We start from the raw sequence: 13,241 nt of genomic DNA on the forward strand, positions 1-13,241 counted from the left end.
TTTATGGATATCGCACGCTATTCAATTGATAAGCCCGTCAACATTTGGCTAATGGTAGTCATCCTGCTTTTAGGCGGCATTTTGGCTATGAGCAAAATTGGTCGCTTAGAAGACCCTGCGTTTACCATCAAACAGGTAAAGGTATACACCAACTATCCTGGAGCCAGTGCTGAAAAGGTAGAACGTGAAGTCACTGAACGCTTGGAAATTGCCATTCAGCAAATGCCGCAGTTAAAGGAAGTGACGTCAGTTTCATCGCCGGGCCTTTCCGAAATTACCGTTGAAGTTAAGAGTACTTACGACAGTAACCTCTTACCACAGATATGGGATGAGTTGAGAAAGCGACTTCGCGACACCGCAAGCTCGTTGCCAACGGGTGCACAAAACCCAGTGGTATTTGATGATTTCGGTGACGTTTACGGGCTTTATTACGCGTTAAGTGCACCTGATTTCGATACCCGGGAGCTTCGAGAATTCGCCCGAATTATTCGACGTGACCTGCTTACTACAGAAGGCGTTGCCAAAGTAAATGTCACTGGCGTTCAAAAAGAACAGATAGTGGCCTATATCAACCCTTATCAACTCGCGGGCTTAGGCATTTCATTTCCTGATCTCGCCTCTCTTTTTGAAGACAACCTGCGCCCGTTCAACGGCGGCCGTATTAAAGTTGACGAAAAAAATGTGCGCCTAATTGTAGAGCGCGCGCCAGACAGACTAGAAGAAATATCTAATCTGTCAGTGGTAGTGCCTGGCACAAACCGTTCCCTTCGGGTTGCTGATATTGCCACGCTAAAGTTAGAGCCTGCCGACATACAGCCCGTTCATGTACGCTACAACGGCGAAGAAGCACTTACGCTTTCAGTATCAGCGTTGACCGACGTTAACATTGTTGATGTGGGCGAGCGTGTTAACGCAAAAGTAGAAAAGCTGCTTCAAGAACTGCCTGTCGGTATTACGCTTACGCCTATTTACGATCAGGCCTCAGTCGTCGACGAATCGGTTACTGGCTTTATAAATAACCTCGTTATGTCGGTGGCGGTTGTTACCTTAACGCTATGTTTGTTCATGGGATGGCGCTCAGGCGTGGTAGTTGGCTCTGTGCTACTTGTCACCGTACTAGGTACTATTCTAATCATGTGGCTTATGGATATTCAGCTTCAAAGGATATCACTTGGTGCCATGGTTATCGCCATGGGTATGCTGGTAGATAACGCTATCGTAGTTGCTGAGGGGATGATGCTGCGCATGGCCACCGGCTCTACAGCCAAAGAATCAGCCAGCTTTATTGTTAAGCGTACACAGTGGCCTTTACTTGGCGCAACCGTTATCGGTATTGCGGCTTTTTCAGGCATAGGCCTTTCAAACGATGCTACAGGCGAGTTTCTTTATTCATTGTTTGCCGTAGTGTTGGTTTCCCTCATGATAAGTTGGGTATTAGCGGTAACCTTGGTGCCCGTGCTTGGCGCGTATTTTTACCGCAAAGGTATTGGGCAAACCACAGGTAACGAACTCTCTGCATCGCAACGCTGGTTTAAGCGTGCACTTTTAGGCGCACTTAAGCTTCGTTGGGTAACCATTGGTGCACTGTTTGTTATTACTATCGTGGCTTATGGAAGTTTTGGCATGGTAAAACAAGGCTTCTTCCCTCCGTCAAACGCGCCGCTGTTCTTTGTGCATTATTGGGGCCCGCAAGATAGAGATATACGTGCCACTGAAGTCATTGCAAAAGAAGCTGAAGCTCGTATTTTGGGAATGGAAAACGTCACGGCTGTAACCACCTTTATAGGGCAAGGCGCCGATCGTTTCACCCTCACTTATGCACCTAAAAGTGCTAACGAAAACTATGCCTTTTTCATGGTTCGTGCGAATGAACTTGATAATATTCCGGCTATTCAAAGCGCGCTTGCGAGTAAGCTTACCGACCTAGACTTCGACGCTAGCTTTTATATGGAGCGCATGCAGTTTGGCCCCGGCTCTGGTGCAAAACTTGAGGCCCGTTTTTCAGGCCCAGATACTGAAATACTTCGCGAACTGGCGGATGAAGCCAAAGCACTGCTTTTTGCTGACGGACAAGTGAAAGACGTTCGACATAACTGGCGTGAAAAAGGCTTTGCTATTAATACGCAATTTGACAACTACAACGCAGGGATTGCTGGCGTTTCGCATAGTGACTTTAGCCAGACTATACAGTATGCAAGTAGCGGCGTTCAGCTAGGTACGGTGCAAGACGGTGATTATGCTTACAACATTATTGCAAAGATGGGTAAGGCAGAAGATACCGAGCTTCAATCAATACGTGAATCACAAGTATGGTCTACGCAACAGCGCCAATATGTGCCTTTCACGCAGGTATCTCAGGGCTTGGAGTTAATGACCGAAGAAATGCGTATTCACCGTCGCGACCGCGTTCGCACCATTACGGTAGAAGCTGAGCCGGGTGACGATGAAACTGCTGCCAAAGCGTTAGCGAGAATCCGCCCACTTATTGAAGACATAGAACTTCCAGCTGGATATTCATTAGAATGGGGCGGCGAATTTGAAAGCTCTAGCGATGCACAAAAAGCGCTGGGCGCTGGCTTGCCTGCTGGCTTCCTAGTCATGTTTATTATCTCAGTGTTGCTATTCGGTCATGCTCGTCAGCCGCTGATTATCTGGCTTGTAGTACCTATGGCTATTGTTGGTGTAGTCTCTGGTCTATTAGGTACCGATATGCCGTTTGGCTTTATGTCGCTACTCGGCTTCTTAAGCTTGTTTGGCATGCTTATTAAGAACGCTATTGTACTTATTGAAGAAATTGACCTTCAGATAGAAGAAGGCTTAGCCATTCGCCAAGCGATTGTTGACGCTACGATCAGCCGTGTACGCCCTGTTTCACTGGCGGCGGTAACGACCATTTTAGGTATGGCGCCGCTGCTGTTCGACGCCTTCTTTGCCGATATGGCAGTGACCATTATGGGTGGCCTGGCCTTTGCGACGGTACTTACACTTATCGCTGTGCCCGTACTCTACAGTTTGCTGTTTAAAGTCAGCTACCGCAAAAGCTAACGCTTTAAAACTAACGGTCTCTTTACCGCAATTTATAAACGCAGGTAGAGAGACCACTCCCCTTTAAAGCGGTGTTCACTATTAATAACATACGAGTACCGACCTAACGCTTTGCCTCTACCCTACTTTGCATAAACTTCATCACATCGCGCCACGACACCATTCCTACTGGATGCCTTTTCGTGTCGATAATAGGAATGCAGGAAATTTTATGGGTATTAAAAAGCTCAATAGCCGAATAAACAGAGTCACTTGGGTTAAGTGTAATGACTTCACGAGTCATGATTTGGTGCGCTTTTTTATCCAATGTAGCGCGATCAAGCTTTCGTTCGCTTAGGGTATCTACAAAAGGACTAATCGATTTCATCAAGTCTCTGTCAGATATAATCCCCTGCAGCTTATTGTCATGCACCACGACCAAATGATGAAACCCCGTAGCAGCAAAGAGCTCGCGCAATGACTGTAAACTGTCATCCATGTGCACGCTAACCACCCGCGTAGACATAATTTTAGCAATGCTCATTAATACTCCTCGTTAATTCCAGCGCTTGGGCTTTAATTTAGTTATAGCAAGCACACGACAATTGTACTCAACATGGGTTTAAACATAGCGACACCTGATGAGGCGTTCACATGTTACGTGTACGGATTTTCTCCCATTGATACGGCCACACAGAACAAGCGTAAATCCAGCTCTAGTTGATGATAATCTGGCTCCATATAGCAGCAAAGTTTATAGAAGGCTTTATTGTGGTCTTTTTCTTTAAAGTGCGCCAGTTCATGCACTACAAGGGCTTTTAACAAGGCCTCTGGGGCATAGAGTAAATCGTTATTAATGGCCAAGTCGTGTTTGCGCGTTTTACCCTGCATACGGTAAGTATGCGTACCTAGCGCGTTAGTTATCATATCACCTTGCTTTTTAAACGCGGCGCGCCCAAACGGTGGCGCATTTTTTAAGTATCGCTTTTTTAATTCCGTCGCGTACTGATACAGCAATTTGTCGGTGGTTATATCATGGGCCTCTGGGTATTTTTTTAGTAAATAACGCTGTAGCCGATTGCTGGAAATGAGCTGTAAGGCTTGCTCCACAATAGTTGAAGGGTAGCCGTTAAAATACCGAGCATATTCATTCACGTTTTTTCTCCTTTACGTCAGGAATTATAAAGCAAATTGGAGCCGTAGACAGTGAAAGCCGCTTACAAACATTTCTGTTGAAAATAAAAAAACAGCAGTAACAATAAGTCATATTAGGAATCCCCCCTACAGTAACGACAAGCTAAATGATATGCTGGTCAAACAACGCTCGAAGATACCACTCGCATTTATCAAGCGCTCGGTTAAAAAAATAAAAAAAGCTGACTTTTCATACGTTTTCCTGTTTCTTTACTATTCTTACTGTAACCAGCAGCTCGAAAGTATGATTTTTAGGTGTTAGCAAAGACAAGCTTGAATTTGGATACGCATTGATGATTAAAAAGCCCTTCTCAGTTATCGCTATGGTGATGAGCTTCCTCATTGTTAATAGTGCGTTTGCTGAAAAAGAGAACGTAAAGGTTAGTGGTTTTGGCACCGTTGCAACAGCAACTTCCGATTCTGACAGGTATCAGTTTCGTTCAGACCGGTCTCAAGCTGAATCGGCGAAAAAAGGCGGCCTTGCATTCAAGCCTTTGAGTTTAGTTGGCGTACAGCTTGATTACAGCGTTTCTGATAACCTAGACTTTGTGGGTCAATTCGTTTATCGAGAGCAAGATGAGCAAAACCTGGATTCGATAACCCAGATGGCTTTTCTAAGATACGATATAACCCCATCGTGGCAAGTAAGAGCAGGAAGACTTGCGGCCGATATTTTTCACTTCAGTGATACCAGAGACGTGTCGATAGCCTATCCTTGGGTGAAAGTCCCCACCGAGGTTTACGGTATTGTTCCCGCAAGAAGCTTTGATGGAGGAGACATTAGCTACACTAAGCCTTACGACAACTTTAATTTATTGATTAAAGGCTTTTGGGGAAGCGGAGAGAGTGACTTTTCTAGTGACGATTACAACCCGATTAGGTTTAATAACTTACGTTCAATTGGTGTTGAATTTGTCTCATTCGACTGGAGCCTTGCTCTTAAACACACCCAAACCGAAGCGGACAATGACGACGAAGATTTAGCAGTTGTAGCTGCTTCCGTTGCGCAGCTACAGCCATTTTGGAGCGGCGCCATAGACTTTGCTAAAGAAGTAAGCCTTAAAGATACAACCATTCACTATACGTCCGTTTACTTCAACCGTTATTTTGATGCGTGGGAGCTTTCTGGCGAGCTATCATATATCGATTCAAATTCAATTGCGTTGAGACCCTCTTTTAATGGCTTCCTCAACCTCAGCTATCTTTATGGTGCGCATACATTCTACGGTTTATACTCATTTGCAAAAACAGACACATACTTTCTTAGCCAAGAGCAACCTGGCTTCCCAATAAACGAGAGCACTGCTCAACTAGCCGTTTTTGTAGAAGAAGTAGCGAGTAGCTTGGCACATCATCAACAAACACTTTCTCTCGGATGGCGTTGGGATTTGCAAGAAAACCTAGCCTTTAAAGTGCAGTTTGAGCGAACTGATGTTGAAGCTAGAGGAACTGGCCTACGCGCCAGAGATGGTCTTGTTGTAGATGATGAAGATGGGGTTGTTCACACTCTCTTTGTTGCGTTAAGTTTCAGCTTTTAGGGGGAGGAGATGACTTTTTATAAACACTTCTCACCCCTACTGGCTGTCGTGCTTGCCTTGTATAGCTTTTCCTCTGTAGCGCAATCACAAGAGAAAATCGTTGTTGTTACTAACTTAAACAATGATGTGCAGGTTTTAGATAAGAAAGGGATTATAGATCTCTTCATGGGCAAGTACTCGGCTTTCCCTAACGGTAGGCAGGCAACGCCCATCGATATAGAGCTTAATGACGAGCTAAAAGGTCAATTTTATAAATCGCTGGTGGGCCTTCCCCTTGCTCGCGTTAATGCGTATTGGTCTAGACTGAAGTTTTCTGGACGTGTTAAACCACCTGCGATAGAACAAACTATGGAAGATGTTAAACAACGGCTAGAAGACGATGAGTCAGCCTTAGCCTATGTATATGAGTCGTACGTCACCGACAAAATGAAGGTAGTGTACCGCTTTGATTAACATCCACGGCTTAGGGTTTCGTTTTTCACTCATATTAGTAGCTGCTGCTATGCTGGTAGTACTTACGACCGCCGAATTTTTTTATCGCGCTACGTATGAACACGAAATTAGTGAAGCGAACAACGATATTCAAGAACTTTACCAAACCGTTGCCGCAACGGCGTCTATCGCTGCTTTTTTAGAAGATGAAGATCTGGCAAAAGAGGCGATCAACGGCTTGGTTAAAAGTGAAAAAATACTCGCTGCGTCTATAAAAAGCGATGCAATGTATTATCAATTCAACGTGAACGATGCCATCAGCAAAGACGTCAAGCCTCGGGTATTTTTGGTGAGGCACCCATTCATTCCTGAAGACACCTTGGCTGAGGTCAATGTTTACCCTAACTTTGCCCACATTATTGAACAGGCGAAAAAAATAAGTACTGACAATAATTATTCATTGTATGTTGAAGCAGTGGTTGTCGGCATTGTTGCGTTGATAATTACCTACTACATCATAATCTCTCCTATGCTTCGCGTGGGTCGTTCACTGCATAAGATTACTCCAGGCACAAAAGAAAGAATTGAAATGCCGGAGTATCACTCCCGAAGTGAAATAGGCGAGCTGGTGCAGGACACCAATCAACTGTTAAACAAAGTCGAAGAGCAATTCACTCAAGAGCGTCAACTTAGGGAAGAAATCGAATTTCTGGAAAAGCGTTTCAGAATGCTTTTTGAAAACGCAAAGTCTGCCACTGTGTTAATGGCGGAAAATGGAATTATCGAGCTTAGAAATAAGGCCTTCAACGACTTGGTAGAAAAGATTGGCCTAGAGATAAAGCAAGGTTATGGCGAGCTACTTGAGGAGCTATTTGAAGCGCCTACTGCAATGAAAACTTCGCTTTCGGAGGCATTTGCACGCAATGAGTTTGCAACAGGTGAATATAAACTAAAATCAGAGAAAACTGACGACGCCACATGGGTTCAACTAATCGCAAGCCCTTTAGTCACTGATGATGGCGAACGCTACTATCAGCTGACGCTGAATGATATTTCTAGTCGAAAACACGAACTCCAGAAACTGGCCTTACAGGCAGACTTCGATGCACTCACAGGTATTTATAATCGCAATGGCGGTGAAAAGCTGATTGCGAAGTTAATGAGAAAAGACCACCACTTCGCTCTCGCGTTAATTGACCTGAACGGCTTCAAAGCGGTGAACGATATTTTCGGTCATGATGCGGGCGACGAAGTACTCATCTTTGTGGCTGAACAGTTACAGGAAAAAATTCGCAAAAACGATGTAGCGATACGTTGGGGCGGCGATGAGTTTGTATTATTACTTCAAGCTGAAGACGAAGTTTCCGTAAAACGCGCCATAGAAAAAGTGAATGACGGGGTGAAGCAACCTTTCTACTTTAACGGCGACCCAGAGCCAACCTTTATTTCAATGAGTGTCGGCGTTTCCTTTTTCCCTGCCATGAGCGATGACATGAATACGTTAATAAAACTGGCTGACATTGCCATGTACAAAGCGAAACAAAACAAGGTCTCAGCGCCCAATGACTATCTCTTCTTTGCTGACTCAGCATCACGTAATGGCAGCCAATAAATGTTGAAGAAAAAAAGCCGAGCAAAAATAGCTCGGCTTCTACGTGAAAGTTATCTACCTGTTCTCCCAAGGTGCAAACTTCAGTCAAAATACTTTTACGATGACGAAGGTATACACAAAAACTAGGATATTAAGCACTACTCCCCAATGGTTTTGCCTAGCATGCGCTTCAATGTGCCATCTTTATCAACGAAATGATGCTTAAGAGCGCCAGCAATGTGTAGCAAGAGTGCGACAATAACGGTATAACCAAGATAGAAGTGTATAGCGCCACCTGCTTTGGAAAGCTCATAATTTATCGGTAGCGTTTTCTCAGGATCTTCAACACTATAATTTGGCGCGAAAACCTCCAGACCAAAAACTGACAGCCCGTGCCCACCCAATACCGACGCCATCAAGCCTGAAATTGGCATTAAGAGCGTGGCGATAATTAACACCCAGTGCACAACTGACGCTAATTTATGCTCTATTGGCTTATAGTTAGCAGCAGCGCTAGGCCAACCATTTTTCATGCGCCATACCACACGTGCTAGTGCGACAAAGAGTACAAGAAAACCAATCGCTTTGTGCCAGGGGTATAGTGCATACACACCGTTTTCCGACATGTAAATCCCAGTGGCAAGCAAGCCAATAATGGTTAATCCAACCAACCAGTGCAAAAATACCGTAGTGGTAGCAAATTTGTTATGACTATCGTACTGCATGCGTTCCTCACTTTTATTTTCATATTAAGAACTACGTTTTCCTTAAAGCGTATCTCAATATTGTATATCTCCTCACACATTGTGAGGGATTAATTCTATTTATAAAGCAATTTTTAGACCGTAAGCAGTGCATAGACACAATGAGGGGTTAATACAGGTTCACTCTCTACCCTGCGATTTGATTGCTCCTTCAAGTGTTTTATTTAAATTTTTTGCCATGAACTAGCCGTTTCTAAAATGCTTATATCAGCGATAGATTATTTATAAAAACCATCTAGCCAGCGGGATAAATAACACTTAGACTGCAAAGACAAAAATAAAAACGACAGGTATTGCGCCAGCACAATAAAGCAGCGGCGTTCGACATCATTCTACGTTCAATTGATAGACACGTTAATTCAAAAGTACATGTGTTAGCGTTGAGCAAAAGGCGTAGGTGGTGAAGTACTTTTCATTTTAGTAACAAGGGTTCTCAATTTAATGTCACAACAAAAAGTAGGTTTAGTGGGCTGGCGCGGTATGGTTGGCTCAGTATTAATGCAGCGCATGCAAGAAGAGCAAGATTTCGCGCACATTGAGCCCACCTTTTTCACTACCTCGCAAAAAGGTAGTGCAGCACCAGATTTTGCTGGAAAGGATGCTGGTGTTCTAGAAGATGCGCACGATATCGAAGCGCTATCTAAACAGGATATCATTATTACCTGTCAGGGCGGCGACTACACAAAAGCCGTGTACAACGATTTAAGAGCCACTGGCTGGAACGGTTATTGGATTGATGCTGCGTCAGCGCTTCGTATGAAAGACGATGCCGTAATTATTCTAGATCCAGTAAACCGTAAAGAAATTGATAGTGGCATTGAAAAAGGCATTCGTACCTACGTAGGTGGAAACTGCACGGTTTCCCTTATGCTTCTGGCACTCGGTGGCCTGTTTGAGAAAGACTTGGTTGAATGGGCTTCGCCAATGACCTATCAAGCCGCTTCAGGTTCAGGTGCACAGCACATGCGTGAGCTAATTAATCAAATGGGTGCAATTCACAGTAATGTGAAAGCTAAAGTTGAAGATCCTGCTACCGCGATTTTAGAAATTGACCAGCAAGTGTCTGAGTTTATTCGAAGCGCAGACTACCCTAGTGAACAGTTCGGTGTTCCGCTTGCGGGTAGCTTAATTCCGTACATCGATTCGCAACTACCTTCAGGTCAAAGCCGCGAAGAATGGAAAGCCCAAGCGGAAGCCAACAAGATTTTAGGTATTAAAGGCAGTGAAGTGCCGATTGACGGTATTTGTGTACGTGTTGGCGCCATGCGCTGTCATAGCCAGGCTATCACACTTAAGCTAAAGAAAGACTTGCCTCTAGCCGAAATTGAAACAATTTTGGCTAACCACAACGACTGGGTAAAAGTGATTCCTAACGATCGCGACGCGACGATGCAAGAACTTACGCCGGCGAAAGTGACCGGTACACTGTCTATTCCCGTAGGCCGTATTCGCAAGCTTAACATGGGTCCTGAATATATCTCGGCATTTACTGTCGGCGATCAGCTATTGTGGGGTGCCGCAGAGCCACTTCGCAGAATGCTGCGCATTGTGCTTGAGCAAAAGTAACGACAAGCCAATAGCTAATTAATCTGAATTTAGAGCGCCTTGCTGTGTCGTTACACGCAAGGCGTTTTTTATCAGACTATAAAAGCCAGAATCACTAGACATCGAAGATACGATAGCGCTACTTTGCCGACTCAGACCAAACAGCAAGCTCATTACCACCTGGCTCGACAAAATGAAAGCGACAGCCCCCCGGGAAGTCAAACAGCGGTTTAGTAATTGCTCCACCTGCTTTTTCTACACATTCTTGCGCTTCAGAAATGTTAATGGAATACAGCACCAATAAAGGCGCACCACTTTCTGCCTTCATCACACGTTGTGCAGAAAAAATCCCTCCGTCCATGCCAGCATTGCTAAACGCACTGTATTCACTGCCATAATCGGTAAAACACCAGCCAAACGCACTTTCAAAAAACGCTTTTGAGCGGCGAATATCTAGAGATGCAAATTCGACATAGTTGAGTTTGGTGCTTTCTTGCATGTCACTCTCCTCTTTTTAAAAAATGATGAGCTCATACTATCACCAACTTTAGACTTATTGATTAAATTCTAAACGTGCTTAATCGTTTAACATAAGACAAATAGCATTTATTCGGGTCACTTAGTTTGCAGCATTTTATTAGTTTGGCTTTATTGCTTGCCCTAACTTGGAGTATGGGAACGGTTAGTGCTCATGCATCTATCTCAGACAAGGTCAGCGAAATTAAAGTGGACGTTGAAACCTTAGTGCCTATGCCTATAGGGGCAGCAATAAAAAAGCTTGAAGCTTGGTTGTTATCTGACACATTAACGCAAGATGAAAAAAGAAAAGTGGGCGCGCTTTATGTTCAGTACCAACTTTCGATACACCAACGCCCTTCCGAGAAAATCTTAAATTCTCTGATTGCGTTGCAAGACAACTCGAGTGAAGGTCTCACAATCGCTACTGGCGTAGCGAGAATGTATGGTATTTCAGCAGACTACGACAAAGCCTACGAGCACTTTAACCGCGTTGTTGCAACGCCTGATATTCCACCAAGCGTAAAAGCCTACGCGCTTATTTACCAGGTATTAACTTACAGCGAGGGGCAGGTTTTTGCGCCTAACGCTGAGCTTATCAACACGGTAAACGATATACTAACCAAACATACGCTTACCAAGCTTCGACCGTTGTACTATGCAATTGTGGCAGACTACTATCAATCAGTCAGCGCTTATGACATTGCGCTGTCTTACTATAAGAAATCGCTTGAGGGCGCCAAAGTTGAAAACCAGCGAATTTTGGTCAGTGACAACCTATACGCCATTGGTATTCTGTATAGAAATCTAGGAGACTATAGCAAGGCCATCGACTACTTTGAGCGCGCCATAGAATTCGATTCACAAATTGATATCAACTATTCTGAGTTCCTTGCCACTTACGGTATCGCCACCACCTATTATCGTTCAGGTAACCTCCAGAAAGCACTGACACTGTCTGATATCGTTCTTGCTCATCCTCTCTCATCTTCTTTTTACAACAGCGAAATTTACCGTTTAAAAGCGGAAGCTCACCTTAGTTTAGGAGAACTGGATAAGGCGACAAACGCGCTCAATAAAGCACGTGTACTCTACGATGAAAACCGCGAAGCCGAGCAAACGACTTGGCGCGCACAGCTGGACAAAACAGAAGCCTACATTACTGCTGCGAAAGGTGATCACGCGCTGGCATTCAAACAATTTGAGGTTTTCCATGAAGCCTATTTGAATGCAAAGAAATATGAAGACTTAGAGCTAATAAAAAGCGCCAACTTAATTGATCAGATAACCCAAGAGAAAGACAGAGCAAATCAACTTGAGAATGAGAATAAAGCATTCGAGGAAGCGCTTTTGTTGAAAACAGAGGCTCAGCGCACCCAATCACTTTTTTCCACGTTGCTCGTCATACTTATCACACTCACACTAGTAACAATTGTTATCATTCTGATTTTATTGAGTAAATCAAGACAGGCTAATGCGCTTTACTTAACGGCGAAAGAAAAAGCAGAATTAAACAATCGGTTAAAGTCTGAGTTTATTTCTAATATTAGTCACGAGATTCGCACGCCTTTAAATGCCATTATTGGTTTTGGACAATCATTAGCGAGCCGCGCAGCAGACGTGCAAGCAAAGGATCTTACCAAGAAAATCGTCAATGCATCTGAAATGCTGCTTCAACTTATTAACGACCTACTCGACTTTTCAAAGATTGAAGCGGGCAAGCTAACGTTGGCTATCAGGCCTCACGACATCAATGAAAGCCTGTGTACATTAGTCGACATATTTTCAGACCAAGCGGAACGCAAAGGATTAGTGCTCCAGCTTCATATCGACAAAAACCTTAATAACGATTTGATGTTTGACGAACTTAGATTTAAGCAAATATTGGCAAACCTAATAAGCAATGCCATCAAGTTTTCTGATAAAGGAATTATAGAAATTGGATTATCCGTATCAGAGTCGAACGATAGTCATTGTGCCCTGCACTGCTGGGTAAAAGACAACGGGATTGGTATTTCGAAAGAAAACCAAGTAAAGCTGTTTACGCCTTTTACGCAAGCTGAAAGCTCCATAGCGAGAAAGTATGGCGGCACAGGCCTAGGGCTTAACATCAGTAATAATCTGCTTAAGCTAATGGGCTCTTCACTAACGCTTGAAAGCGAATTAGAACGAGGCTCTACTTTTTCTTTTGATGTCACGTTTGCTGTTGCAGCAGATATTGATGTTTCGCTGTCTGAGACAACTCAGCAACACGTTACGCTAGAAGGCGCTCGTGTCCTCCTTGCAGAAGACAACGACATTAATGTTGAAGTAATAAAAGCGCTTCTTGATGAATTCCATTTAGATTTAACACACGTATCAAACGGACAAAAGGCCATTGATGCATTGAAAGCGTGCACTTATGATTTGGTACTAATGGATATTCAAATGCCTGAAGTTGATGGGCTTAGCGCCACACGGCATATAAGAAATGTGCTTAAGTTAAAAACCCCCATTATTGCCCTGACGGCTAACGCCATGCAGCAAGATATCGACAACTGTCACGCGGCAGGAATGGATGCCCATGTGGGCAAGCCCGTAGACAAGGCTCGCCTTGTTAACACACTAGGCGAGTTTCTTGCTCGCCCGGCGTGAGTA

At 44.1% G+C, this 13,241-nt stretch carries 10 protein-coding genes; 6 read left to right on the top strand and 4 right to left on the bottom strand.

All coding sequences use genetic code 11. The annotated features are described in order from the left end of the window. Positions 1–3 precede the first annotated feature (3 nt). Entirely contained in the window at positions 4–3,045 is a 3,042-nt protein-coding gene (locus WA381_RS12310; protein WP_069943992.1) for an efflux RND transporter permease subunit, read from the top strand. Between the two features lie 103 nt (positions 3,046–3,148). On the opposite strand, the gene WA381_RS12315 is transcribed toward WA381_RS12310, so the two are convergent. Continuing rightward, entirely contained in the window at positions 3,149–3,568 is a 420-nt protein-coding gene (locus WA381_RS12315; RefSeq protein ID WP_014948884.1) for a CBS domain-containing protein, read from the bottom strand. Between the two features lie 113 nt (positions 3,569–3,681). Continuing rightward, the gene (locus WA381_RS12320; protein ID WP_014976045.1) at positions 3,682–4,179 is read right to left on the bottom strand and encodes a M48 metallopeptidase family protein; all 498 of its coding nucleotides are present in this window, start codon (positions 4,177–4,179) and stop codon (positions 3,682–3,684) included. A gap of 332 nt (positions 4,180–4,511) precedes the next feature. On the opposite strand from WA381_RS12320, the gene WA381_RS12325 reads away from it, so the two are divergent. From WA381_RS12325 to WA381_RS12335, 3 genes are read left to right on the top strand one after another with little or no spacing between them, the layout of a single operon-like run. Further along, the gene (locus tag WA381_RS12325) at positions 4,512–5,756 is read left to right on the top strand and encodes a hypothetical protein (protein WP_069943991.1); all 1,245 of its coding nucleotides are present in this window, start codon (positions 4,512–4,514) and stop codon (positions 5,754–5,756) included. A 9-nt stretch (positions 5,757–5,765) separates the two neighbouring features. Beyond that, positions 5,766–6,209 carry a hypothetical protein gene (locus WA381_RS12330; protein WP_069943990.1) on the top strand — a complete coding sequence of 148 codons (444 nt, stop codon included), beginning with the start codon at positions 5,766–5,768 and terminating at the stop codon, positions 6,207–6,209. After that, entirely contained in the window at positions 6,202–7,800 is a 1,599-nt protein-coding gene (locus WA381_RS12335) for a sensor domain-containing diguanylate cyclase (RefSeq protein ID WP_069943989.1), read from the top strand. The genes WA381_RS12330 and WA381_RS12335 overlap by 8 nt, the downstream gene beginning before the upstream one ends. Before the next feature lie 137 nt (positions 7,801–7,937). Here WA381_RS12335 and WA381_RS12340 read toward each other — a convergent pair whose 3' ends face one another. Further along, the gene (locus WA381_RS12340; RefSeq protein ID WP_014948879.1) at positions 7,938–8,504 is read right to left on the bottom strand and encodes a cytochrome b; all 567 of its coding nucleotides are present in this window, start codon (positions 8,502–8,504) and stop codon (positions 7,938–7,940) included. Between the two features lie 480 nt (positions 8,505–8,984). Here WA381_RS12340 and asd point away from each other — a divergent pair, with 480 nt between their 5' ends. Continuing rightward, entirely contained in the window at positions 8,985–10,109 is a 1,125-nt protein-coding gene (gene asd, locus WA381_RS12345; RefSeq protein WP_014948878.1) for an aspartate-semialdehyde dehydrogenase, read from the top strand. Positions 10,110–10,227: 118 nt separating this feature from the next. Here asd and WA381_RS12350 read toward each other — a convergent pair whose 3' ends face one another. Further along, complete coding sequence (locus WA381_RS12350; RefSeq protein ID WP_156086137.1) at positions 10,228–10,587, bottom strand: VOC family protein; 360 nt, start codon at positions 10,585–10,587, stop codon at positions 10,228–10,230. A gap of 125 nt (positions 10,588–10,712) precedes the next feature. Between WA381_RS12350 and WA381_RS12355 the strand changes: the two genes are divergently transcribed. Continuing rightward, positions 10,713–13,238 (top strand): ATP-binding protein, encoded by a 2,526-nt coding sequence (locus WA381_RS12355; protein ID WP_231506445.1) that lies wholly within the window; start codon positions 10,713–10,715, stop codon positions 13,236–13,238. The last annotated feature ends 3 nt before the right edge of the window (positions 13,239–13,241 follow it).

This window comes from Alteromonas sp. CH_MED4-4 (assembly GCF_037029575.1).
Lineage (GTDB): Bacteria > Pseudomonadota > Gammaproteobacteria > Enterobacterales > Alteromonadaceae > Alteromonas > Alteromonas macleodii.